We start from the raw sequence: 23,467 nt of genomic DNA, 5'->3' as shown, positions 1-23,467 counted from the left end.
AGGCGTCAACGATGACAACAACGGGCAGTGCGGACGTGGGGAGCGTGGACCCGGGCAACGGGCAACCCCCGCCGATCAAGGCCATCCCGCTGCGGCGGCCAGGTCGCTGGATAGCCGCAATCGTTGTACTGGTTCTTTTCGGACTCTTTCTCTACGGCGCAGCCACAAATGAGGCTTTTGCTTGGGGCACCTACCGTCAGTACCTGTTCGACTCGCGGATTTCAGAGGGTGCGTGGAACACGATCAAGTTGACCGTGTTGGCGATGGTGTTGGCCATCGTTCTCGGAGTAGTCCTGGCAGTGATGCGGTTGTCGCCCAACCCAGTTCTGCGGAGTGCGTCCTGGGTCTATCTGTGGGTCTTCCGTGGCACGCCGGTTTACGTCCAACTGGTGTTTTGGGGTCTGTTCCCCGCCATCTACAAAAGCCTCGATCTCGGAATTCCGTTTGTCCATCAGTTCGTGCATATCGACATGTACGGGATCCAGGCACCGTTCCTCTTCGCTGTGATCGGGCTGGGTCTGAACGAAGCTGCCTACATGTCGGAAATCGTTCGTGCCGGCGTCGGTTCCGTCAACGAAGGTCAGAGCGAGGCATCAACCGCGTTGGGTATGACGTGGGGGCAGACCATGCGTCGGACTGTCCTCCCACAGGCGATGCGAGTCATCATCCCGCCCACGGGTAACGAAGTCATCAGCATGCTCAAGACAACGTCGCTGGTCTCTGCGGTGAATTTCACTGGCGAATTGTACGGTCGCTCCCGGGATATTTCGGGTGCCAATTTCGAGCCGATTCCGCTACTGATGGTTGCGTCCACCTGGTACCTCGTAATCACGAGTCTCCTGATGATCGGTCAGTACTACGTCGAGCGGCACTACTCGAAGGGCGCGACGCGGGCGCTCACTACCCGCCAACTTCAGGCACTTGCCGACGCACAAGGTAAAGACACGGTTGTGGAGACACTTCCGGATGTTCCCGGAGGAGAACGTAAATGACACCGATGGTGAAAGCGGAGCAGGTCTGCAAGAACTTCGGCGCGCTCGAAGTTCTCAAAGGCATTTCGCTCGAAATCGATCGCGGGCAGGTGCTTTGCCTTGTCGGACCGTCCGGATCAGGCAAGTCGACATTCCTTCGATGCATCAATCACCTCGAGCAGGTCAATGCCGGGCGTCTGTACGTCGATGGTGATCTGGTCGGCTATTCCGAGAAGAACGGCAAGCTCTACGAACTTCATCCGCGAGCTGCTGCCAAACAACGCCGCGATATCGGCATGGTGTTCCAGCATTTCAACTTGTTCCCGCATCGGACGGCACTCGAGAACATCATCGAAGCGCCCACCCAGGTGAAGAGGATCAGCAAGAAGAAGGCCGTCGAGCGCGCCAAGGATCTCCTCGATCAGGTCGGCTTGAGCGCCAAGGCCAATGCGTACCCGGCGCAGTTGTCCGGCGGACAGCAACAGCGAGTCGCGATCGCGCGCGCTCTGGCGATGGACCCGAAGCTGATGTTGTTCGACGAGCCGACATCAGCGCTCGACCCGGAACTGGTCGGTGAGGTACTCGCGGTCATGAAACAACTTGCCAAGGACGGCATGACGATGGTCGTCGTCACCCACGAGATGGGTTTCGCCCGCGAAGTTGCCGATCAACTGGTGTTCATGGACGGCGGCGTCGTCGTCGAATCGGGAGAGCCGCGCGAGCTACTCGCCAATCCGAAGCAAGATCGCACCAAGGCGTTCCTGTCGAATCTGCTGTAACCGTCAGGGTTTGACGGCGCTGAAAATTGCGGTGCCCGGAAAGAGTTGGCCGCGAAGGGGACTCCACTGTCCCCATTCGCGGTCCAACCATTCCGGCCACTCCGGTTCGATGATGTCCTGAACCTGCAGTCCGGCGGCCACCAATTCGCGTACGCGGTCGCCGATTGTGCGGTGATGCTCGACGTACGTCGGGACGCCGTTGTCGTCGACCTCGACGTAGGGCGTGCGGTCGAAGTAGGGGAGTGTTGCGGTCAAACCCTTGGGCCCGGGATCGTCGGGGAAGATCCAGCGGATCGGGTGGTTGACCGCGAAGACCCACTTTCCGCCCGGCCGCAGGACGCGCGCGACCTCGTTCATGACCTGCTGGGAATCGGCCACGAAGGGGACCGCGCCGAACGCCGAGCAGACGATGTCGAAACTCTCGTCGGCAAACGGCAGCAGCTCTGCGCTCGCCTGGATCAGCGGGACGCGTGGGCCACCGGTGTTCATCGCATCGACTCCGCGTGCGAGCATCCCCATCGAGATATCGAGTCCGACCGCTCGAGCGCCGTGGCCGGCCAGCCATCGTGCACAGGGGGCGGATCCGCAGCCCACTTCGAGAATGTCCTTGTCGACGATGTCGCCCAGAAGGTGATGGTCGCCTTCGTGCAGTCCCTCCGGGCACCAGACAAATTCGCCTTCGGCGCTGTTCACGCCCAGAAATTCGCCGTGTGTCCGGTGGTAATCCTCGGCGTCGGCGTCCCACCACGCACGGCTCGCACGGTCGCTTGTACCGGAGTCGACTCGAACTCGTCCGACACCGCTGGTGCCGAGGATGGAATTGGCGGCGGCGTGGCGATCGTCAGACATATCGAACAGACTAGAGCGCGTACGGTGGCGACAGAGTACCCGGGTTTGCCTGGTCTGACAGCCGACGCGTAGTCTTACCCACGCGAGTGTCTGTCATTCTGCCGATTGTCTGTACGGGGCCTTTCACGAGGTTGCGGATCGGTATGAACGAGAGATCTTGTGGTGCGCCGTTCGGGCGCGGAATGTGATTCGGTTTCCGGTTGTTACTTTCGGGTGCAACTGGGTACTGCATTTTCGCACCTAGATGTTGCATCTCGTCCGACAAAATCCATCAACCGACCACAACTCGTCCGGAGCAATTCAACATATGCCCTCCACAACCAATACCTCGCCGCAGGTAGCCATTAACGATATTGGCTCTGCCGAGGACTTCCTCGCCGCCATTGACGCCACGATCAAGTACTTCAACGATGGTGACATCGTCGAGGGAACCATCGTCAAGGTCGACCGCGACGAGGTTCTGCTCGACATCGGTTACAAGACCGAAGGCGTCATCCCTTCTCGTGAGCTCTCCATCAAGCACGACGTCGACCCCAACGAGGTCGTCTCCGTGGGAGATGCGGTTGAGGCTCTCGTCCTCACCAAGGAGGACAAAGAAGGTCGACTGATCCTGTCGAAGAAGCGCGCTCAGTACGAGCGTGCCTGGGGCACCATCGAGGAGCTCAAGGAGAAGGACGAGGCCGTTAAGGGCACCGTCATCGAGGTCGTCAAGGGCGGCCTCATCCTTGACATCGGTCTTCGTGGCTTCCTCCCCGCTTCGCTCGTCGAGATGCGTCGCGTCCGCGATCTCCAGCCGTACGTCGGCAAGGAGATCGAGGCCAAGATCATCGAGCTCGACAAGAACCGCAACAACGTGGTTCTGTCGCGTCGCGCATGGCTCGAGCAGACCCAGTCTGAGGTCCGCAGCGAATTCCTGCACCAGCTCCAGAAGGGCCAGGTCCGCAAGGGCGTCGTGTCCTCCATCGTCAACTTCGGTGCATTCGTGGACCTGGGCGGCGTAGACGGCCTGGTTCACGTTTCCGAGCTGTCTTGGAAGCACATCGATCACCCGTCCGAGGTTGTCGAGGTCGGCACCGAGGTCACCGTCGAGGTTCTCGACGTCGATCTGGACCGCGAGCGCGTTTCCCTGTCGCTCAAGGCAACGCAGGAAGATCCGTGGCGCCAGTTCGCTCGCACCCACGCGATCGGCCAGATTGTGCCCGGCAAGGTCACGAAGCTGGTTCCGTTCGGTGCATTCGTGCGCGTCGAAGAGGGAATCGAAGGCCTCGTTCACATCTCGGAGCTGGCAGAACGCCACGTCGAGGTTCCGGACCAGGTTGTTGGTGTCGGCGACGACGCACTCGTCAAGGTCATCGACATCGACCTCGAACGTCGTCGTATCTCGCTGTCGCTGAAGCAGGCCAACGAGGATTACAACGCCGAGTTCGATCCGTCCAAGTACGGCATGGCCGACTCGTACGACGAGCAGGGCAACTACATCTTCCCCGAGGGCTTCGATCCCGAGACCAACGAATGGCTCGAGGGCTTCGACAAGCAGCGCGAAGAGTGGGAAAACCGCTACGCCGAGGCTGAGCGTCGCCACAAGATGCACACCACTCAGATGGAGAAGACCGCTGCAGACGAGGCCGCTGAAGCTGCCACCGCTGCCGCAGGCTACTCCTCGGAGACTGCATCTGCTGACGACGATGAGGCTCCGGTCGCTGAAGGCTCCGCTCCGGCTGAGTCCGCTGGCGGATCGCTTGCCAGCGATGCACAGCTCGCCGCACTTCGTGAGAAGCTGTCGGGCAACGCATAAGGATTACCGCTTGATCTGATCAAGCGAGATCTTGAAAGAACCCCGCTCCTGCATTGCAGGAGCGGGGTTCTTTTTTTGTTGCGCAGGCTCATACTTCTGCAGAGGCAAGTGCAATCAACCAGTTTGATCTCGACGTGAAGACAAAAAAATAGGCCACCAGCCTGTTCAGACTGGTGGCCTATCGGTGGAGCTGTGAAATTCTAGGTCAGGCGATAGTTGCCGGAGCCGGTACCCAGTACGTCGCAGTAGCTTCTGCGGTGCGCTTGCGCATCGACGCGAAGCTGTGACGGCCTTGGCTCACGAGCACGGTGAACCATGTCCGGCGATGCTCCGCCAATGCGAAGGCGACCTCGGGGTATTCGATGCAGTGCACGCCGTTCGGCATTCCGAGGCGGTGCTGACCGAGATGGTCGCGATCTGCTCGCATGGCGTCCACTTTCTCGAGAAGGTACAGGGCGTTCGCTAGAACTTAACCACACGGATTGCGCAAATTGTGGTAATTGGGTGTCGAGGGTGCGGCGTGTTCGAATTCAGGACTCGTTCTCGCCCACAGTCACTGAGGGTGAGAGACTGTCGGTTGTGTTGAGACTTGGCCTCACTGGAGGCATCGGAGCCGGCAAGTCGACTGTGTCGAAAATTCTCACCGAACTGGGAGCAGTGATCGTTGATGCCGACCTGATCGCCCGGGAAGTCGTAGAACCCGGCAGTCCGGGATTGGCAGCGTTGGCGCAGGCATTCGGTGACGGAATCCTGGCCGACGACGGCAGTCTCGATCGGCCGGCGTTGGCGGCGTTGGCGTTTGCCGACGACACTTCCCGTGGCACGCTCAACTCCATCCTTCATCCGCTGATCGGAAACCGGACGGCCGAGCAGATTGCTGCCGTGCCTTCGGATTCCGTACTGGTGCAGGATATTCCGCTGTTGGTCGAAGCGGGCATGGCCCCGGCATTCAACCTTGTCGTCATCGTGTACGTCGATGCCGAAGAGCGGGTACGACGGTTGGTCGGCTCACGGGGGATGCCTGAGGCGGATGCCCGCGCTCGTATCGCGGCGCAGGCGAACGATGTTCAGCGTCGCATTGTTGCGGACGTGTGGCTCGACAACAGCGGTGATCCGGGGGCGCTCGACGTCGTTGTCCGCGAGTTGTGGGCAACGCGAATCGCGCCCTTCGAGGAAAACCTGCGCACCGGCTCGGTGGTTCGGGCGCTCCCCGCATTGAGCGCGGCGGATCCGTCGTGGCCCGCTCAGGCCGGTCGGCTGATCAACAGGTTGGCGCTCCTCTGCGGTGACCGCGCACTGCGGATCGATCACATCGGTTCCACTGCCGTTCCGGAACTTGATGCCAAGGATGTGATCGACATTCAGATCACGGTCGAGCACCTGGGAATTGCCGATCAACTTGCTGCAGATCTTGCGGCCGGCGGGTTCCCGCGCATCGAGCACATCGTTGCCGACGACCCGAAGCCTGCGTATATCGGCGGTGAAACTGATCCTGCCGTGTGGGCCAAGCGGATTCACGGCGGTGCCGATCCGGGGCGTCTGGTGAACATTCACGTCCGCGTCGACGGTTGGCCGGGCCAACAGTTCGCACTCGTGTTCCGGGACTGGCTGCGGGCAGACAGCGAAGCCCGCGACGAGTACTCGTTGTTGAAAGTCCGCGCAGCCTCGCAGACAGCCGGAATCGACGACTACGACAGGGCGATGGACGCCTACCAGTCAGTCAAGACGCCCTGGTTCGACACGGCGTTTCATCGGGCCTGGGAGTGGGCCGAGAAGTCGGGTTGGAAGGCTTGAAGCTCAGCGCCAGGTGATGGGCATGCCTACCGACGTGAGCCACGCGCCGAGATCGTGATCGTGTGCAGCGATTCCGTCGATGGTGCTGGCCGCTGTCAGCATGGCGCGTTCGGAGGTCTTGGGGTCGAGGATTCCAGCCGCATGGGCTTCGAGGAGTTCGTCGACGTCGAGTAGTTCCGTGCTGCGCCCGGTCTGCACGATCAGATCGAGATAGTGGTCTTCGGATGTCCAGGCATGCTCGCCGCGAGTGAAGTCACCGATGTCGATGTAGTGATCCTGGTCGCGTTCGTGGCCGGGGTTGAAATGGAAGATCGATGCGCGGATCCCGAGGTCGGGCAGTATCCAGGACTCCAGATAGTGGAACTGCGGGTGGTCCGCGTGCCGAGCCATATAGAGACCCCATGGTTCTTCGCGATACTGCTCGACCTGGCGAACGAAGCCCTTGGGGTCGATGTTGGTTCGCGCCACCAGATCGAACGTCTCGACCTTCGGCGGGTGGATGTGGGGGCGCGATTCGCTCATGGTGCAAGAACCTACCGTCGAAGTGCTCACGCGCAACTACACATGCTGTCGGTGGGTGCGTTTACCCTGGTTTCATGGCGTTTGCTTCCGAACATCCCGTCCTCGCGCATTCCGAGTTCCGCCCGATCGGCGACATCGAGCGTTCCGATGCACGTTTCGAGGTTGTCAGTGAATACGAGCCGGCCGGCGATCAGCCTGCCGCTATCGCCGAACTCGAGAAACGGATCAAGGCAGGCGAGAAAGATGTTGTCCTGCTCGGTGCGACGGGTACCGGTAAGTCCGCGACGACGGCTTGGCTGATCGAGAAGCTGCAGCGTCCGGCCTTGGTGATGGCACCCAACAAAACGCTGGCTGCGCAGTTGGCCAACGAGCTTCGAGAGATGCTGCCCAACAATGCTGTCGAATATTTTGTCTCGTACTACGACTACTACCAACCTGAGGCGTACATTGCTCAGACCGATACGTACATCGAGAAGGATTCCTCGGTCAACGACGACGTCGAGCGTCTGCGGCACTCGGCGACCTCGAGCCTGTTGTCGCGGCGTGATGTCGTCGTGGTGGCATCCGTGTCCTGCATCTATGGTCTCGGTACACCGCAGTCCTACTTGGATCGCTCGATTCAGCTCGATGTCGGTGTCGAGATTCCGCGTGATGCTTTCCTGCGCCTACTCGTCGATGTCCAGTACAACCGCAATGACGTTGCGTTCACCCGCGGGTCGTTCCGGGTTCGCGGTGACACCGTCGAGATCATTCCGTCCTACGAAGAACTGGCTGTTCGTATCGAGTTCTTCGGCGACGAGATCGAGGCTTTGTACTATCTCCATCCGCTGACCGGCGACATCGTCCGCAAGGTCGATACTGTTCGGATCTTCCCGGCCACCCACTACGTAGCTGGTCCGGAGCGGTTGGAGCGTGCGACCAAGGACATCGAGGCGGAGCTCGAAGAACGTCTCGCAGAGTTGGAAGGCAAGGGCAAACTGCTCGAGGCCCAGCGTCTGCGGATGCGTACGCAATACGACCTCGAAATGATCAAGCAGGTCGGATTCTGCTCGGGCATCGAGAACTACTCGCGGCACATCGACGGCCGTGGACCGGGCACGGCGCCGGCGACACTCATCGATTACTTCCCGGAGGACTTCCTCTTGGTCATCGACGAGTCGCACGTGACGGTTCCGCAGATCGGAGCCATGTACGAGGGTGACATGTCGCGCAAGCGGAACCTGGTGGAATTCGGCTTCCGCCTGCCGTCGGCAACCGACAACCGGCCGCTTACCTGGGAAGAGTTCAGCCAACGGATCGGTCAGACCGTCTACCTTTCGGCGACTCCCGGAAAGTACGAGCTCGGTCAGACGGGCGGCGAGTTTGTCGAGCAGGTCATTCGGCCGACCGGCCTGGTGGACCCCGAGGTCATCGTCAAGCCGACCAAAGGCCAGATCGACGACCTGGTGCATGAGATCCGTGAGCGGGCGTCCAAGAACGAACGCGTCCTTGTCACGACCCTTACCAAGAAGATGTCGGAAGACCTCACCGACTACCTCCTCGAACTCGGAATCCGTGTCCGGTACCTGCACTCCGACATCGACACGTTGCGTCGCGTCGAACTTCTGCGGCAGTTGCGGCTGGGGGAGTACGACGTCCTGATCGGCATCAACCTGCTCCGAGAAGGCCTGGACCTACCCGAGGTATCCCTGGTCGCAATCTTGGACGCAGACAAGGAAGGGTTCCTCCGTAGTTCCACCAGCCTCATCCAGACGATTGGCCGCGCAGCTCGTAACGTGTCCGGTCAAGTCCACATGTATGCCGACAAGATCACCAAGTCCATGGCGCAGGCAATCGAAGAGACCGAACGTCGCCGAGAAAAGCAGGTCGCATACAACACCAAGATGGGCGTGGATCCGCAGCCATTGAGGAAGAAGATCGCTGACATCCTCGATCAGGTTTACGAGGAAGCCGAGGACACTGCGGCTTCGATCGACATCGGCGGGTCCGGTCGCAATGCGACCCGCGGACGGAGAGCACAGGGTGAGGCAGGTCGCGCTGTCAGCGCGGGTGTGTACGAAGGTCGCGATACCAAGTCGATGCCGCGAGCCGAATTGGCAGATCTGGTCAAGGAACTCACCGATCAGATGATGAACGCTGCCCGCGATTTGCAGTTCGAGTTGGCCGGCCGTTTGCGCGACGAGATTTCAGATTTGAAGAAGGAACTCCGAGGCATGGACGCAGCCGGATTGAAGTAGACCACCTGGCGAGGTGAACCGTAGGTTCCCGCTACGGTTTACGTATGGACGCACAGACTGCAGGTAAGACCGGCCGAACTCTCGAGCTTCTTCATTCGTTGGCCTACTTCGTTCCCGAGACGGAGCAGGAATTGGTTGCTGCCGGTCTCGAGCCTGGCCGGATGATCTACTTCGCCGGCCGTTCGGCGCCGCTGGGAACTCCACCTGCCACCGTCGTGACGTCGACGTTCTACAACTTCAACCCGGAACTGATCGGCAGCGTCATTCCGCGGGCGTGGGAACTGGCGAAACCGTCGGAGATCGTTGCAGCCCGCTACCGGGCGATTGATGCCGCGTACGTGCGACTGCTGGGCGCTGATGTGACGGGATCATCCGACATGGCGGAGGCCGCTGAGTTGGTGTCGATCGCAGCGCGCAACATCCCCGGCGTCGAGGGCCGTCCGCTGTACGCCGGATGGGCGTCGGTCGAGTGGCCCACGGTCCCACATGTCGCTTTCTGGCATGCGTTGACCTTGCTGCGTGAGTACCGCGGTGACGGTCATATCGCGGCCCTGCAGACTGCCGATCTCAATGGTTTGGACGCTCTGATCACGCACACTGCAACCGGAATCGGCTTCCAGAAGAAGTTTGCGCAGACGCGTCGGGGATGGTCGCAGGAACAATGGAACGAGGCCGTCGAAAGCTTGAAAGATCGTGAACTATTGGACCGCGCGACTGGCGAGTTGACTGAGGACGGTCAGGATCTGCGTGACGTCGTCGAGGATCTGACAGACGATCTGGCGTTTGCACCGTGGGATGCCTTGGGCGAGTCGGGGGCGAAGCGGCTACTCGAAATCGCTGCGCCGTGGCGCGCTGCGTTGGTTGAACAAGAAGTATTTCCGACGGCTTTATTCGGTCCGCGTTTCGGAGAAATGCGCTGACCTGCTATCTTTGAGGGATTCTTGATGTTACTTCACATCACATTCACTGTTGATTTGTGGTGTGTACGGCAATTGACACAATCGTCGCCACAACCCCGCTAATGTCAGCGCAGCGGTTGTCGAGTTGGTGCAGAGTCTGCGTCAGTCGGTAGCTGCTGTTCTGACCATCCCTTAAACATGGAGGAATGAATGAGTGCCTACCGGACCGTTGTCGTAGGAACCGATGGCTCCGAGTCGTCACTGAAAGCGGTGGACCGAGCTGCGAGCATCGCAGGCGACGCCGGTGCACAGCTCGTGATCGCGTGTGCGTACTACCCGTCCGACCCGAAGGACGTCAGTGCCGCCGCCGACGTACTAGGCAACGAGGCGTACCAGGTCACCGGATCGGCGCCGACCTACGAAATTCTTCGAACCGCCCGTGAGCGCGCCCATGCCGCCGGAGCGCAGAACATCGTCGAACGCGCTGTGGTCGGCGCCCCGGTCGAATCGCTGCTGGCGCTGCTCGACGAGGTCGAAGGTGACCTTCTGGTCATCGGAAACCGCGGACTGAACACTTTGACCGGTCGTCTTCTCGGGTCGGTCCCGTCTGATGCTGCTCGCAAGGCAACGTCAGACGTCCTGATCGTTCATACCGTTCGCTGATCGCTTCGGAGTAGTCGCTTCAGCAGTAGTTGGCATCAGCCGCATCAACAATCACCGCAGCCAGTCGATCGGCTTCAGGCGAGATTGTGGGTGCGGCTGAGTTGTCGGTGGGGATGGCCGTGTCCTGAAGTTGTGACGGATTGCCCGTGGCTCCGTTGTGCGCCATGGGCCTCACGTTCGCGATGATCGTCGCACGGTCGGTACCGGCACGGAGCTGTCGGCAGATTCCGTCGCCGAGAGCCTGAAGAGTGTCGTCGGGAAGCTGTGATTCGCCGCCACCGGCGAGTATGGCGTCCCGGAGCCGGTGGATGCTGGCAGCTCGAGGTGATGTCGCCGGTGTAGTGGTGGCTACGACACCATCACCGGGCGCCGCGGTCACCGACGACTGAGCCTGGCTGCAGCCGACCAGTATCGATCCGCAGAGGCCGATCAGTACGGCGCCGCCCAGGGCGCGTGTGCGAGGCTGTGCGAGCACTTGACGGGTGCGGGTCGAGACCGGAGCTGCCACGAGTGGGATTTCCTTCAGTAGAAGCGACATGAGCGAACGTACCTTCCCGCCGTCAGGCTACGGGCGCGAACACTGCCTCTGCGACGTTGTCGAGTACCGCCGGAAGCGATTCGACGTGAATGATGCCCAGTCGCTGGGTTGCGCGAGTCAACGCCACGTACAGGTCGTTCATCCCTCGCGGGGATTCATCGAGAATATTCGACGGTTCGACGATGAACACGGTGTCGAATTCCAGACCCTTGACGTCCTTGACGGACAGCACGCTCACCGAGTCGTTGGCGAGCGCCGCCAGGGTTTTCACCATGTCAACTCCGGCGATCACGGCAGTGAGACCGGCGTGTGACTCGTGCTCGATGCAGTGGCGCACCGTCGCTTCGAGATTCTCAGCCGTCGTCTTCAGTGCCCAGGGTGCAAAACCGCTGTCTCTCACCGAGCGCGGAACCGCTTGCGACGGGTCGATTTCCTCGAGCACCCGGTGCGCGACGTCCATGATTTCCGACGGGGTTCGGTAGTTCACCGTCAACTGGGTGAGCTTCCAGCGCTTCGCGACGTACGGCTCGAGTATCGTCTGCCAGGACGAAGTGCCCGCGGGATCGCCGGTCTGAGCTGTATCGCCGACCAGTGTCATCCATCGGTTCGGTATGCGGCGCATCAACATTCGCCACGCCATCGCGGACAATTCTTGTGCCTCGTCGACGATGACGTGACCGTACGTCCAGGTGCGATCTCCCGCAGCACGTTCCGCGGTGGTCTGTTGTTGTCCGAGATCGTGGCGCTGTGCGAGCTGGCTGGCGTCGATCAGGTCGTAGGCCATCAGGATCTCGGGGTCCAGTTCGTCCTCGAGGTCCTGCGGGGCCGAACCTGTCAAAATATCGAGCGCGCCCTGCGCATCCGCGATCTGCGCGCGCCATTGTCGTTGTGCACGTTCACGCTCCGCCGCGTCGTCGACACCGAGAATTTCAGCCAGTTCATCGAGAAGTGGCGCGTCGGCGGCACTGAATCCGGGGCCGACGCTCTGCAGCAATTCAGCACGCTGGTTGTCGTCGAGTTGCGGCGCCGCTTTTGCCAGCCGAGTCGGTGACGTCCAGAGCTCGGCCAGAATCTGCTGCGGGGAAAGCTCGGGCCACAGTTTGCTGATTGCGGCCATGATGTCGGTGTCTTCGCGCATTTCGTCGCGGATGTCGGCGATGTCGTCTCGGCTCAGAAGCGAACCGCCATCAACAAGGTTGCCGCCGATGATCGCCGCCATCTGCAGGGCCAGAGCCTCGATGACTGCGGATACGAAGATCGGTCTCGCCAAGTTGTGCGGGCGACGGGACGAGCGCGCTCGTCCGCGAGCCTTGGTGACAACCTGTCGATCCAATTTCAGATCGTAAGTATCGAATCGAAGGACAATCGGTTTCGACGGGACTTCCTGGCGATCGCGGACGGCGTTCTTGAGGACATCGAGGATGTCCAGAGACCCCTTGATCTCGCCGGCCTTCAGTGAATCGACCCGTGTTGCACGCACTCCCGGATACAGATCGCCGATGGTGGAAAGGAGGACACCAGTCTCACCGAGGGACGGGAGCACCTGGCTGATGTAGTCGAGGAACGTTGCGTTGGGGCCGATGATGAGAACGCCGGCCTTCGCCAACTGTTTGCGGTAGGTGTAGAGCAGGAATGCGGCGCGATGTAGTGCGACAGCAGTCTTGCCCGTTCCGGGGCCACCCTGAACCACGAGCACACTCTTGTGCTCCGAACGGATGATCGTGTCCTGCTCGGTCTGGATCGTCTCGACGATGTCGTTCATCTGCCCGGTACGGGCCGCATTCAGCGCGTCGAGGAGTGCACTCTCGCCGGCAACACCGTCGGATTCACTCACCACTCCGGCAGCACGCGCTGCATCGAGGTCCAGGTACTCGTCGTTGACTCCGGTGACCTTGCGGCTCCGGCTACGGATATGGCGTCGACGCTTCACACCCTCCGGTGCTGCCGGAGTCGCCAGGTAGAACGGGCGCGCCATCGGTGCTCGCCAGTCGAGAAGGAGGGTTTCGTAATCGTTTTCGGTGTCCAGGATTCCCAGGCGTCCGACATAACGGAGTTCGTCGTCGAAATCGATTCTGCCGAAACACAGTCCGTTCTCGGCAGCGTCGTACTTGGCCAAGTCCTCGGTATACATCGCGTTGAAAGATTCGCGTTCACTGCGAGCCTGTGGTGTTCCACCGGTCTCCAACAAGACAGTGCTCAAGCGCGATTTGGCATGCTTCCGAAGATCGTCGAGACGGGAGTACAGCATCGTCACGTAGTGCTGCTCGAGCTGTTGCTCGGTCAGTGACGGGTCCGCGTCGGGCAAGGGATCTCCTAGGCTTGGTGAAAGAACTTCATGCACCGCAAAAGTGCCAAGACAGTCTAGTTCGCTCAGGTGAATTGCCGTATACAAGCAGGTCAGGCCACCCGAAGGTGGCCTGACCTCATGCGCAGTGGTGTCAGTGCGTCAATTCATCGCGCTTCTCGCGGGCCTTCGCAAGCGCAATTTCAGCACGCTTGCGCGCACGCCTACCGAGAACCTCGGACTGCTCGGAGGCAGTCTCCGCCCACTCGTTGCTCTTCTCGAGTGCGAGTTCGGCGAACTCCGCACTTCGCTTACTTGCCAGCTCAGCGATGACGGCGCTCCGTTCCTTGGCTGTTTCCGCCAATTCGGATCCTCGCTTTTGTGCGATTTCGAGAAGCTCGGGTCCTCGCTTCTGGGCGATTTCGAGAAGCTCGGGTCCTCGCTTCTGGGCGATTTCGAGTAGCTCGGGTCCTCGCTCCTTTGCCACGTCGATCCACTCAGCACCATGTACTTTCGCAGATTCGGCCAGCTCGGAGCCACGCTCCGAAGCGAGTGTCAGGGCATGTTCGAGGCGTTCGCCGGTGTGATCGCTCTGCGCCGCGACGAGAGGCAGCGCCGCTGAAATTGTTGCTTGCGCCTTCTTTGCCGCGCGTCGACCGCGCCAACCGAGCGATGGCTTGCCTTCGGTGTCGACGGACGCGATCATCAATCCGCCGAGCAGACTGAGGTTCTTGACGAAGTTGGTGCGTTGCATTGCGCGGATCGACGGGTCAGACTCATTCCAGAAATCATGGCCGGCGAGAGTCGTCGGAATCAGGCTTCCGGCCAATGCCAACGACGCGACACGAGGCGCCTTCCCGCTTGCCAGCAACACTCCGCCGCCAATCTGTACGACGGCGTTGAGTTTGACCAGAGTCTCGGGATCGGCGGGCAATTTCTGTGTCACAGCGCCGGGCAGAGTTTCGACGGATTTGTCGATCAACGGAGTCGCCTTCACCGCTCGTTGAGCGGGATTTCGGAGCGCGTCGATTCCACCGACGATGAAGATGGTGGAGAGCAGTGGACGAGCAATTCGGCGTACCAGCATGTTCAAGCCTTCCGACGTAGGTCTTTTCCACCCTAGCGATTCGGACAAAGTTCGGGGCGGTTTGGTTGTGTCGTGGTCAGCGTCTTGAAGGTGCATTGGTGTGGGCCTTCGGCTATCTTTCGTGCGGTGCGATCCAGGAGGTAATTCGGCAATTGCTGCCGACGAGTGCCGCCCAGGTTTGTGTGCGTCGCCGTAACCCAGCCGATTCCAGTTTCCTTCGCTACCGAACCAGGCTGATTCACGAGTGAATTCGGAAGTGGTTGTGCGACCGGATTTGTCGGTCATTTCGATACTCCACCCGGTCATGTCGACGTGCAAGATTCGGCACGGTTCCGGGCGTTTCCCGAGCGCTGCGGTCTGAGCGGATGATGCTTCCGGTGCTCCTCGCGGCTGCGAATCTGCGCTATCTCTTGCTCGCAGGCTCCGCGTCCTTGGTTAGCGCTGATGACGGTGGAGATGCGCGTCATCAGTGGCGCGGTCAACTTGGGAACGGCCGGTGCCGGTTGGTCGGTCGCTCTCCTATGGATCTCGCCACGAAGGAAATACATATTGGTCCGTACCTATTGATCACCGATTGAGACGACATTTTTCCACGTGACCTGCAGATTTAGTGATCTGTTGAAAATATTTCTAGTACGCACCTTGACATGTGAGGCCTATCACGCTTGTATCTAAACCTGAACTTAGGTTTATATCTCAGCCCGGCCGGGAGGCGCTCGTGATGGATGTAAATGGACAGGCTGATGCCGGCCTGTTGCTTCTACTGCTTGTCGTGGGACTGCTGATCATCGGGCATGCGGTTCAAAAGCCCCTCGGATGGCTAGGGGGAAACGGATTGGCAACTACAGCAACAGTTTGCATGGCCTCTTCGGCGGGGTGTCAATCGTGAGCCTTGGGCTCGGTTGCCCCGGGGCAACCGGATTGATCGGCCTCCGAGCAGGTTTTATCTGACACTTTCACTTCCGTTTCACTGCTGCACTCGCCTCACTCACCCACGCAAACAGTCCAGGAGAGAGAATGAAAAACACGCTCAAGGTCCTAGGTCCAACGCTCGTGATTGCACTCGCCGTTGCCGGTTGCTCCTCGAAGGCGACCGACTCCGACAGTGCGGCAGCAAGTGGCGACCTGAAGACAGGTATCGGTGTAACCGCTGATGCCATCACGCTGGGCTCGCTGGTGCCGCTGAGTGGTCCGATCGGTGGTTTGGGCCAAGACGGAGTTGCCGGCATCCAGCTGTGGTTCGACAAGGTCAACGCGAATGGCGGCGTCTGCGATCGTCAAGTGCGGATCGAGTCGCGTGACAACAAGTACAACTCCCAGGAAACCATGACGCAGTACACGTCGCTGCGTTCGGACATTGCTGCGATCGTGAATCTGTCTCCGGGTACGGATGCCGTCACCCTCGGGCCCAAGCTCGCTCAGGATGGACTGGGCGTGATGGCTGGATCGTTCGACCCCGTGCTGCTGGCGGTGCCCGAGGCATTCATGCCGGGTACGCCGTATGACGTAGAAGCCGTGAACGGCGTGGCCTACTTGGTGAAGCAGGGGACCCTGAAGGAAGGCGACACGATCGGTGTCATCGCTTATCCGAACGGAATCGGAGCGGCGGTCACGAACGGTGTCGCCGGTGCAGCCAAGCAGTTCGGCCTGAAGGTGGAGAACACAAAGATCGACAGCACGGCCACGGACGCAACCTCGCAGGTCAACACCTTACGGCAGTCAGGTGCAAAGGCGATTGTCATGGGAACTGCAGCCGCACAAACTGTTTCGGCGGCTTCTGTAGCGAAGGCGAGCGGGTATGACGTGGTCATTCAGGCCACTAATCTGCTGTCCAGCGGCGACCTGGCAGGACCGGCCCGCGATGCGCTTGTCGGTCACGTTGTCCTGACGTCCAACAATGCGCCCTTCAGTTCGAATGCGGCACCGGTACAGGAACTCTTGGCTGCTTGGACGGCCAAGTACGGCGACCGCGCGATCACTTCGCCCGCAGCGTCCGGATACTTGATGGCGCGGTTGATCGAAAAGGGCTTGAACCAGGCGTGCAAGGACAACGATCTCACGCCGAAGGGCATCACTGCGGCGATGAGCAAGATGGGGGCCATCTCCAACGACGGTCTGGCTGTCGACCTCGATTACTCGACTCCGGGCAAGGCTCCCTCGCTGTCCTCCTTCATCATCAAGCCTGATCCGAATGCCAAGGGCGGCACGGTAATTGTGCAGGACCCCGCCGCCAGCGATGCCGCGGTCAAATATGCGGCCGACAAGGGCTACGCCAAGTGATTGCAGGGCGAGGAGGCCAACGATGATCGAAGTCGATTCCCTTGCAGTGAGTTACGGAACCGCAAAAGTTCTTCACGACGTGAATTTGCGCGTCGACGACGGGCAGATTGTAGCGCTGATCGGAAACAACGGTGCCGGCAAAACCACACTCCTGCGGGCACTCTCAGGGATTCTCGGAGTGCAGGGCGGACACGTTGTCGCCGGGACGGTACGTGGCGAGGGTCTGGATCTCAGCCGAAGTAAGGCGGACAAGATCGTTCGGCACGGCATCGTTCAGGTACCGGAAGGGCGTCGAATCTTTGCGCAACTGACCGTCCAGGAAAACCTCATGGCCGGCGCACTGTCGGTGCGCTCGCGGTCTCGTGTGGCGGCCAGCTTGCGCCGAGTTCGCGAACTCTTCCCGATCCTGGTGGATCGGTCGGGGCAAACCGCCGGCTTGCTGTCCGGGGGTGAGCAGCAGATGCTCGCGATCGGACGGGCTCTGATGAGCGAGCCGAAGGTACTGCTCATGGATGAGCCGTCGTTGGGTCTGGCACCGCTCATCGCTCAGCAGATCATGGAGACGATCACACAGGTGAACGCGGACGGGACGAGTGTCCTTCTGGTCGAACAGAACACGAGGCTCGCTCTGTCCGTCGCGCACCATGCGTATGTCCTGAATGGCGGGACCGTGGCAGCCGAAGGACCCGCGGCGGAACTGATCGACTCCGACATGCTCCTCGAACTCACACTCGGTAAGACTGCCGCTCACGGTTCCGCCGTGTTGGCCATGACAGGGGAAGGACACGATGTCTGAAATAGACGGGAATCTTCTCACGGCCGAGGGCTTGACGGTTCGGTTCGGTGGCGTCCTGGCACTGGACAATGTCTCGTTTGCTGTCAAGCGCGGCACCATTCATTCACTGATCGGTCCGAACGGAGCCGGGAAGTCGACGTGTTTCAACGCTCTCACCGCGTTGTACCCGCTGGCGTCGGGCCAGGTCCGTCTCGGTGGTGAGCGGCTCGATACTCTGCCGCAACACAAGATCGTCACCCACGGAATTGCTCGTACCTTCCAGAACCTGGTGCTCCCGCCGCACCTGACTGTCGCGGACACGCTTCGAGTCGGGCGTCACCACCGGACACGCACAGGGATGCTCGCCGCGGCATTGGCTCTGCCGTCGGCTCGCCGTGAGCGAGCCGAGGACGAGAGAGTAGTTCAGACAATGGCGGAGGCGCTGGGTATCGAGGAATACCTCGACCAGCCTGTCGGGCCATTGCCGTATGGCATCCGCAAGAAAGTGGAGATCGCGCGCGCCCTGTGTGCGGAGCCGTCGCTGCTGTTGCTCGACGAACCGGTTGCGGGCATGAATGACGCCGAATCACGTGCTTTAGGTGAGCAGATCCGGGAATGTCGTGATCGCTTCGGCCTCACTGTGCTCCTCGTCGAGCACGACATGGAGTTGGTGCTCACTCTCTCCGACCATGTCACGGTCTTGCAGTCCGGCAAGGTGATTGCCGACGGCGCACCTGACGTCGTGCAACGGGACCCTGCTGTCATCGCCGCGTACCTCGGTACGGACGCGACGCCCTACGAATTAGAGAGGACTTCTCGTGGATAATTTTGTGAATGCCTTGGCTGGGGGACTGTCACTCGGTGCGCTGTATGCCGTGATGGCCCTCGGATTCGTGGTCATTTACCGGGCCACTGGAATCCTCAATTTCGCCCACGGTGGGTTCTTGCTCTCAGGTGTCTTCGTGGCGGCGCTGGTCAGCGAATCGCATGGATATCTGGTGGGCGTCCTGGCCGGACTCGTGGTGGGCGCGGTGGTAGCGGTCATCACTGATGTTGTTTTCATTCGGCAGTCCCGGACTCAGGATCACGTGACGCTGACGATCCTGACTCTCGGTGTGAACTTGCTGATCGTCACCGAAGTCAGCCGTCGTCTCGGTTCAGAGTCCTGGGCCCTCAACGATCCGGTTGGAGACCGGATCGTTGAATTCGGGATGATCACCATGCCGGCGTCGCGGCTCATCGCGCTCGGGGTTGCGGTTACCGCGATCATCGTGTTTCTGCTCCTCTTCCGATTCACAAACTGGGGCTTGGCGATGCGCGTGAGCAGTCAGGACGCAGAGGTCGCCAAGCTCATGGGCGTGCGTTTGTCGCGGGTCTCCTGGACGAGCTGGGCAATCGGTGGCGCACTCGCGGTTCTCGCCGGGTTGTTCCTTGCGTCCTTCCCGGCCGCGGGCGTTTCATCTTCCTTGGCCGACACGGCATTTCGCGCTTTTCCGGCCGCAGTAATCGGTGGTCTGGGATCGGTCGGCGGCGCACTGGTTGGCGGCATGATGCTCGGCCTGACCGAAGCGTTTGCAGCGACCTACGAGAGCTCATTGGGCGGATGGGCGCACAACCTGTCCGGTATCAGCGCGTGGATACTGCTGTTGGTTGTTTTGCTGGTGAGGTCCGAGGGTCTGTTCAGTTCGAAGCAGGTGGCCCGTGTCTAGAGGACGTTTACTCGTAGCAGGACTCCTGGTAGCGCTGGTTGTTGCACCGTACTTCGTCAGTGAATTCTGGTTGCAAGTCGGCGGTCTGGCCATGGCTGCAGCAATCGCTGCGATGGGCTTGACCATGCTCGTGGGCGTCGCCGGTCAGATTTCGTTGGCCCATGCAGTTTTTGTCGGCATCGGAGCGTACGGCTACGTCATCCTGGCGAGCCCGTCGGGTGAGAACGTATGGGGCTTGGGCCTGCCACCCGTTGTTGCTGCCGTCGGGGCAGTTCTTGCCGCGGGGATAGGTGGACTGCTGCTCAGCCCGCTGTCGAGTCGGGTCACCGGACTCTACTTGGCGGTGGTCACCATCGGGTTGGTGTTTATCTGGGTCCACTTCCTCAACGAGGTCGAGCAATTCAGCGGTGGCTATATCGGCCGTGCGGTACCGGAATTCGATATCTTCGGCGTGAACTTCGGTGACAGCGAGCCGTGGCACATATTGGGTGTGCCCTTCGGTGCAGTGGAAAAACTATGGCTGGTCGGAATCGTCTTGGTGGTGGTGACATTCATTGCTGCCCGTCGGATCGTCCAGGCAAGGCCGGGGTTGGCTCTGTCCATGGTGCGCGAGAGCGAAGTGGCGGCCGCATCCATGGGGGTCAACGTGGGCCGGTACAAGGCCGGAGCCTTCTTCGTCGCCTCGGTGTACGCGGGCATTGCCGGCGTGTTCCTGGCCGTCACGATTCAGTTCATTACCCCACAGGCGTTCGGGTTCACGCTTTCCACTGACTACTTGGTGATCATCATTATCGGCGGTCTCGGCAGCTTGCGCGGCGCAATCGCCGGTGCAGTGTTCGTGACTGCACTGCCTCGACTGCTCGGGCAGTACGCCGGTAACATCCCCTTCCTCGTGCCAGTGGGAGAAGGCGGCGTCGACGCCAACGTGATGAGCGTCTTCGTCTACTGCGGCCTGTTGATCCTCGTCATCATGTTTGCCCGCGGCGGACTCGATCGGGTTCTGGGGTGGCTGACAGGGCCAGTGCGCCGCGCGCGCCACGTTCCCGAATCGAAGCAGGATATCGCTACGGAACCGAATCAGGATCCTGAGCAGGATCTGGTATCCGAACTGAACCAGGAGAAGGAGACCGTCTGATGTACACCTGGCTGCACGTTCTCGACTGGCGTGCCACGTCCGATCCGAATGTCCTTGCGGTGAGCGACGATCGAGAGCAGTTGACGTACCGGCAACTTCAGGATCGGGTCGAGAAGACCGCTGCAAGCTGGTATGGCCTAGGCGTACGGGCGGAAGACGTCGTTGCGGTAATTTCCCACAACACTGTTGAATTCCTCGTCCAGACACTCGGTCTCATGCGGCTCGGCGCAGTGCCGCTACTCGTGAACTGGCGAATGACCGGGCACGAAATCGATCGGTTGCTCGAGATCGCGACTCCGGTCGGGATTTTCGCCGATGAGTCGTGCCGGTCCGGTGTCGACAATCGCGACGATCTCATTCGAGTAGTGGACGGACCTGGTGGTGACGGTTGGAACGCAGTCGTCGGTATCGCCGGACCGGCAGCCCCGTACCCACATAACCGGTTGCGCAGCGATCAGGTGGCGTTCCTCATTCACAGCAGTGGAACTACTGGTTTGCCCAAGGTGATTCCGCTCGATCATGGCTCACTCATTCGCGGGCTCGCGGGGTTCGCTATCGATATCGGCGACCAGCAGCGGGGTAGTCGGCACCTGGTGATGATGCCGCTGTTCCATCTCGCAGGATTCGCCCAGGCAATGCAGTGTTTTTTGACCGGGGGAACGCTTTTCATTCAAGACGGATTCGATATCGACCGAGTCATCGACACGGTTGCGCACGACGGCATCAACTTCTTCACTGCCGCCCCGACAATTATCGAGATGCTCGTCGACGCTCTGGAGGGTGCGCGACTAGGTGCCGACTTGTCGAGCTTGCGTGAGGTGCAATACGGTGCCGCGCCAATTGAATCCGCGTTGCTGGAGCGGGCCCTCCGCGTGGTCTGCAGTCGGTTCCGCCAGATCTACGGTAGTACCGAACTTCAGGGATTCCTGTCGGTACTACGCCCGGAGGATCATGTCCCGGGCAGCGATCGACTCGCTTCCGCAGGCCAGATCTCGCAGGGATGGGAGGCGCGCATTGTCGATCATTCAGGTCGCACGCAGCCCGATGGGCAGGCGGGCGAGTTGTGGGTTCGGAGTGAGAACGTCATCCGCGAATACTGGCGCAATGCGGAGGAAACTGAGGCAGCCTTCACCGACGACGGCTGGTACCGAACGGGTGACATGGCGATCCTCGACGAGGACAGATTCCTGCGGATCGTCGGGCGCACCAAGGACATGATCATCAGTGGCGGCGAGAACGTCTATCCCGCCGAGATCGAGCGGGCACTACTCGAGCATCCTGCTGTCGTGGATGTTGCAGTGGTCGCACGGCCGCATCCGAAGTGGGGTGAGACTCCGGTGGCGTTTGTTGTCTGCGCTGCGAATGCGGTTCCAGCCGAGGGTGAATTGGCTCGCCACTGCCGGGAGCGGTTGGCCGGGTTCAAGTGTCCGTCCTCGATCGAGCACATCGAAGAGTTACCACGCAATGCGCTGGGCAAGGTGCGCAAGGTCGAATTGCGCGAGCGCTTAGTAGTCAGTTCCTCCTGAACGGCCGTTAGCCGGGAGTGCAGGCCAGGAGTACAAGAGTAGGAGGAGAATATGGACCACCATCATTCGATCGGACGGATGCTCGAGCATTGGGCGCAGGAACTGCCGGACTCACCCGGGATCGCCGTTGAGGGTGTCGCCGCACGTACCTTCTCCGAGTGGTATCGGCGTAGTAGTCGACTCGCCACCGGTTTCGGTGCCCTGGAGTCGGCGAGCGTTCATGTGCGCGGTGTGGGATTTGTGGGCAAGAGTGCCGTCTCGTGGGGTGAGGTGATGGCTGCAGCCTCGCTGGTGAAAGGCTATGCAGTGCCATTGAATTGGCGGCTGAGTCGTCGGGAGATGCAAGAGATCGTTACGGATGCGGACCTTGACGTGATCGTGGTCGAGGCCGAGTTCATGCCGCTGATGGGACATCCGGTGCCGGAGGACGGCCGCTCCCGACTTCTCGTGAGGGGCGCGCAGTCACAGGACTTCGAACAGTGGCTGGCGCAGTGGTCGGATGAGCCCGTCGCGCCGAGTGCAGGCCCGGACGACGTTGTGCTCATGGTCTACACATCGGGAACCTCCGGCCGTCCCAAGGGCGTGCAGTTGTCCAACCGTGCGCTTGCCGCCAACCTCGCGTCCAACCCTCCGTGGCAGATCCGGCCGGGAGACGTAGTCATGGTTCCGGCACCGAACTTCCATATTTCCGGCACGGGATGGATTTTCTTTTGTCTGGGTCGCGGTGCCGGCTCGCACCATGTGTTGGATATACGCCCGGAGTTGGTGCTGCAGGTACTTGCCGGGGGTGCGGTCAACCATGCCCTGACCGTGCCGGCGGTGGTGCAGATGTTGGTCGAGCACGAGAGTGCACGGAAGTCGACGTACCCAGAGCTGCGGACGTTGATCTACGGTGGCTCCCCGATGTCGCCCACCATCGCGGCGGAGGCTCAGGATGTGTTTGGCTGTGACCTCATGCAGGGGTATGGCATGACTGAAACTTGTGGTCCCATAACAATTCTCGATGCCCATGATCACCGTAACGGTGGCGCGCGATTGGCCTCGGCCGGTCGACCCCTGTCCTGCGTCGAGATGGGCATCTTCGACCCGGTCAGTGGGGAGAGTGTTTCGGTCGGGACTACTGGTGAAGTGTGGACGCGTAGCGAGATGGTGCTGACGGGCTATCGCAACCAGCCCGACGAACTTGCTGCGGTGCTCAGCCCCGACGGTTGGTTCCGGACCGGTGACGCGGGCTACCTCGACGAGGACGGATATCTGTTTCTCTGCGACCGTGTCAAGGACATGATCGTGTCCGGTGGTGAGAACGTGTATCCGGTGGAGGTGGAGAACGTGCTCATGGCTCATACCGGCGTACGGGACGCCGCCGTTATCGGGGTACCCGACAAACGCTGGGGTGAGACGGTCAAAGCCGTGGTCGTGCCGGTCGGAGACGACTTGGATGTGAACGAAGTGATCGCCTACTGTCGGGAGAATCTGGCACATTACAAGTGCCCCACATCAGTCGACATCGTCTCGGTACTACCGCGCAACCCCAGCGGCAAACTCCTCAAACGTGAACTGCGCCGGCCCTTCTGGGCGGGACATGTTCGGGGGATCGCATGATTGCCCGCGATCAGGGGGAGAA

20 protein-coding genes are annotated in these 23,467 nt (G+C 60.7%); 14 read left to right on the top strand and 6 right to left on the bottom strand.

Translation table 11 applies throughout. The features are described 5' to 3' along the window. Positions 1-11 precede the first annotated feature (11 nt). A complete protein-coding gene (locus BDB13_RS20725; RefSeq protein WP_094273489.1) occupies positions 12-992 on the top strand; it encodes an amino acid ABC transporter permease in 981 nt (326 codons plus the stop codon). Further along, positions 989-1,750: an amino acid ABC transporter ATP-binding protein gene (locus tag BDB13_RS20720; RefSeq protein WP_094273488.1), complete on the top strand. Its 762-nt coding sequence runs from the start codon at positions 989-991 to the stop codon at positions 1,748-1,750. The genes BDB13_RS20725 and BDB13_RS20720 overlap by 4 nt, the downstream gene beginning before the upstream one ends. Positions 1,751-1,753: 3 nt before the next feature. On the opposite strand, the gene BDB13_RS20715 is transcribed toward BDB13_RS20720, so the two are convergent. Beyond that, positions 1,754-2,599: a class I SAM-dependent methyltransferase gene (locus tag BDB13_RS20715; protein ID WP_094273487.1), complete on the bottom strand. Its 846-nt coding sequence runs from the start codon at positions 2,597-2,599 to the stop codon at positions 1,754-1,756. Between the two features lie 307 nt (positions 2,600-2,906). On the opposite strand from BDB13_RS20715, the gene rpsA reads away from it, so the two are divergent. After that, complete coding sequence (gene rpsA, locus BDB13_RS20710) at positions 2,907-4,394, top strand: 30S ribosomal protein S1 (RefSeq protein WP_094273486.1); 1,488 nt, start codon at positions 2,907-2,909, stop codon at positions 4,392-4,394. 205 nt (positions 4,395-4,599) lie between these two features. Here the strand turns inward: rpsA and BDB13_RS20705 are convergent, their stop codons facing one another. Beyond that, positions 4,600-4,821: a hypothetical protein gene (locus BDB13_RS20705; RefSeq protein ID WP_094273485.1), complete on the bottom strand. Its 222-nt coding sequence runs from the start codon at positions 4,819-4,821 to the stop codon at positions 4,600-4,602. A 152-nt stretch (positions 4,822-4,973) separates the two neighbouring features. Here BDB13_RS20705 and coaE point away from each other — a divergent pair, with 152 nt between their 5' ends. Then, a complete protein-coding gene (coaE, locus tag BDB13_RS20700) occupies positions 4,974-6,188 on the top strand; it encodes a dephospho-CoA kinase (protein WP_094275067.1) in 1,215 nt (404 codons plus the stop codon). Between the two features lie 3 nt (positions 6,189-6,191). Here coaE and BDB13_RS20695 read toward each other — a convergent pair whose 3' ends face one another. Beyond that, complete coding sequence (locus BDB13_RS20695) at positions 6,192-6,710, bottom strand: DUF402 domain-containing protein (protein WP_094273484.1); 519 nt, start codon at positions 6,708-6,710, stop codon at positions 6,192-6,194. Between the two features lie 74 nt (positions 6,711-6,784). Between BDB13_RS20695 and uvrB the strand changes: the two genes are divergently transcribed. From uvrB to BDB13_RS20680, 3 genes are all read left to right on the top strand, one after another. Then, positions 6,785-8,947: an excinuclease ABC subunit UvrB gene (gene uvrB, locus BDB13_RS20690; protein ID WP_094273483.1), complete on the top strand. Its 2,163-nt coding sequence runs from the start codon at positions 6,785-6,787 to the stop codon at positions 8,945-8,947. A 44-nt stretch (positions 8,948-8,991) separates the two neighbouring features. Further along, positions 8,992-9,867: an SCO6745 family protein gene (locus tag BDB13_RS20685; RefSeq protein ID WP_094273482.1), complete on the top strand. Its 876-nt coding sequence runs from the start codon at positions 8,992-8,994 to the stop codon at positions 9,865-9,867. A 189-nt stretch (positions 9,868-10,056) separates the two neighbouring features. Continuing rightward, positions 10,057-10,509: a universal stress protein gene (locus tag BDB13_RS20680; protein ID WP_094273481.1), complete on the top strand. Its 453-nt coding sequence runs from the start codon at positions 10,057-10,059 to the stop codon at positions 10,507-10,509. 19 nt (positions 10,510-10,528) lie between these two features. On the opposite strand, the gene BDB13_RS20675 is transcribed toward BDB13_RS20680, so the two are convergent. The 3 genes from BDB13_RS20675 to BDB13_RS20665 all read right to left on the bottom strand — a co-directional run bounded on the left by BDB13_RS20675 (position 10,529) and on the right by BDB13_RS20665 (position 14,418). Continuing rightward, positions 10,529-11,047 (bottom strand): hypothetical protein, encoded by a 519-nt coding sequence (locus BDB13_RS20675; RefSeq protein ID WP_094273480.1) that lies wholly within the window; start codon positions 11,045-11,047, stop codon positions 10,529-10,531. Between the two features lie 22 nt (positions 11,048-11,069). Continuing rightward, positions 11,070-13,352 (bottom strand): HelD family protein, encoded by a 2,283-nt coding sequence (locus BDB13_RS20670; RefSeq protein WP_094273479.1) that lies wholly within the window; start codon positions 13,350-13,352, stop codon positions 11,070-11,072. Positions 13,353-13,485: 133 nt separating this feature from the next. Then, positions 13,486-14,418 (bottom strand): DoxX family protein, encoded by a 933-nt coding sequence (locus BDB13_RS20665; protein WP_094273478.1) that lies wholly within the window; start codon positions 14,416-14,418, stop codon positions 13,486-13,488. 1,017 nt (positions 14,419-15,435) lie between these two features. On the opposite strand from BDB13_RS20665, the gene BDB13_RS20660 reads away from it, so the two are divergent. From BDB13_RS20660 to BDB13_RS20630, 7 genes are read left to right on the top strand one after another with little or no spacing between them, the layout of a single operon-like run. Further along, the gene (locus BDB13_RS20660; RefSeq protein ID WP_094273477.1) at positions 15,436-16,698 is read left to right on the top strand and encodes an ABC transporter substrate-binding protein; all 1,263 of its coding nucleotides are present in this window, start codon (positions 15,436-15,438) and stop codon (positions 16,696-16,698) included. A 22-nt stretch (positions 16,699-16,720) separates the two neighbouring features. Next, entirely contained in the window at positions 16,721-17,494 is a 774-nt protein-coding gene (locus BDB13_RS20655) for an ABC transporter ATP-binding protein (protein ID WP_217902142.1), read from the top strand. Further along, positions 17,487-18,299 (top strand): ABC transporter ATP-binding protein, encoded by an 813-nt coding sequence (locus BDB13_RS20650; RefSeq protein WP_094273475.1) that lies wholly within the window; start codon positions 17,487-17,489, stop codon positions 18,297-18,299. The genes BDB13_RS20655 and BDB13_RS20650 overlap by 8 nt, the downstream gene beginning before the upstream one ends. Next, entirely contained in the window at positions 18,292-19,182 is an 891-nt protein-coding gene (locus BDB13_RS20645) for a branched-chain amino acid ABC transporter permease (RefSeq protein WP_141210671.1), read from the top strand. Before BDB13_RS20650 ends, BDB13_RS20645 begins: the two co-directional genes overlap by 8 nt. After that, entirely contained in the window at positions 19,175-20,317 is a 1,143-nt protein-coding gene (locus BDB13_RS20640) for a branched-chain amino acid ABC transporter permease (protein WP_094273473.1), read from the top strand. The genes BDB13_RS20645 and BDB13_RS20640 overlap by 8 nt, the downstream gene beginning before the upstream one ends. Further along, on the top strand, positions 20,317-21,843 hold the full coding sequence (locus tag BDB13_RS20635; protein ID WP_094273472.1) for a class I adenylate-forming enzyme family protein: 1,527 nt from the start codon (positions 20,317-20,319) through the stop codon (positions 21,841-21,843). The genes BDB13_RS20640 and BDB13_RS20635 overlap by 1 nt, the downstream gene beginning before the upstream one ends. 51 nt (positions 21,844-21,894) lie before the next feature. Next, positions 21,895-23,445 carry an AMP-binding protein gene (locus BDB13_RS20630; protein WP_094273471.1) on the top strand — a complete coding sequence of 517 codons (1,551 nt, stop codon included), beginning with the start codon at positions 21,895-21,897 and terminating at the stop codon, positions 23,443-23,445. The last annotated feature ends 22 nt before the right edge of the window (positions 23,446-23,467 follow it).

The sequence above is a fragment of the Rhodococcus sp. OK302 genome (assembly GCF_002245895.1).
GTDB lineage: Bacteria > Actinomycetota > Actinomycetes > Mycobacteriales > Mycobacteriaceae > Rhodococcus_F.
Note: the sequence above shows the minus strand (reverse complement) of the source record. Positions and strands in the feature narration are given on the sequence as shown.

Bases quoted from the DNA above. Each gene is read 5' to 3' on its own strand.
- rpsA (WP_094273486.1), top strand. From the start codon at position 2,907: ATGCCCTCCACAACCAATACCTCGCCGCAGGTAGCCATTAACGATATT.
- BDB13_RS20695 (WP_094273484.1), bottom strand. From the start codon at position 6,710: ATGAGCGAATCGCGCCCCCACATCCACCCGCCGAAGGTCGAGACGTTC.
- BDB13_RS20685 (WP_094273482.1), top strand. From the start codon at position 8,992: ATGGACGCACAGACTGCAGGTAAGACCGGCCGAACTCTCGAGCTTCTT.
- BDB13_RS20680 (WP_094273481.1), top strand. From the start codon at position 10,057: ATGAGTGCCTACCGGACCGTTGTCGTAGGAACCGATGGCTCCGAGTCG.
- BDB13_RS20725 (WP_094273489.1), top strand. From the start codon at position 12: ATGACAACAACGGGCAGTGCGGACGTGGGGAGCGTGGACCCGGGCAAC.
- BDB13_RS20705 (WP_094273485.1), bottom strand. From the start codon at position 4,821: ATGCGAGCAGATCGCGACCATCTCGGTCAGCACCGCCTCGGAATGCCG.
- BDB13_RS20665 (WP_094273478.1), bottom strand. From the start codon at position 14,418: ATGCTGGTACGCCGAATTGCTCGTCCACTGCTCTCCACCATCTTCATC.
- BDB13_RS20675 (WP_094273480.1), bottom strand. From the start codon at position 11,047: ATGTCGCTTCTACTGAAGGAAATCCCACTCGTGGCAGCTCCGGTCTCG.
- BDB13_RS20715 (WP_094273487.1), bottom strand. From the start codon at position 2,599: ATGTCTGACGATCGCCACGCCGCCGCCAATTCCATCCTCGGCACCAGC.
- BDB13_RS20630 (WP_094273471.1), top strand. From the start codon at position 21,895: ATGGACCACCATCATTCGATCGGACGGATGCTCGAGCATTGGGCGCAG.
- BDB13_RS20660 (WP_094273477.1), top strand. From the start codon at position 15,436: ATGAAAAACACGCTCAAGGTCCTAGGTCCAACGCTCGTGATTGCACTC.
- BDB13_RS20655 (WP_217902142.1), top strand. From the start codon at position 16,721: ATGATCGAAGTCGATTCCCTTGCAGTGAGTTACGGAACCGCAAAAGTT.
- uvrB (WP_094273483.1), top strand. From the start codon at position 6,785: ATGGCGTTTGCTTCCGAACATCCCGTCCTCGCGCATTCCGAGTTCCGC.
- BDB13_RS20650 (WP_094273475.1), top strand. From the start codon at position 17,487: ATGTCTGAAATAGACGGGAATCTTCTCACGGCCGAGGGCTTGACGGTT.
- BDB13_RS20720 (WP_094273488.1), top strand. From the start codon at position 989: ATGACACCGATGGTGAAAGCGGAGCAGGTCTGCAAGAACTTCGGCGCG.
- BDB13_RS20635 (WP_094273472.1), top strand. From the start codon at position 20,317: ATGTACACCTGGCTGCACGTTCTCGACTGGCGTGCCACGTCCGATCCG.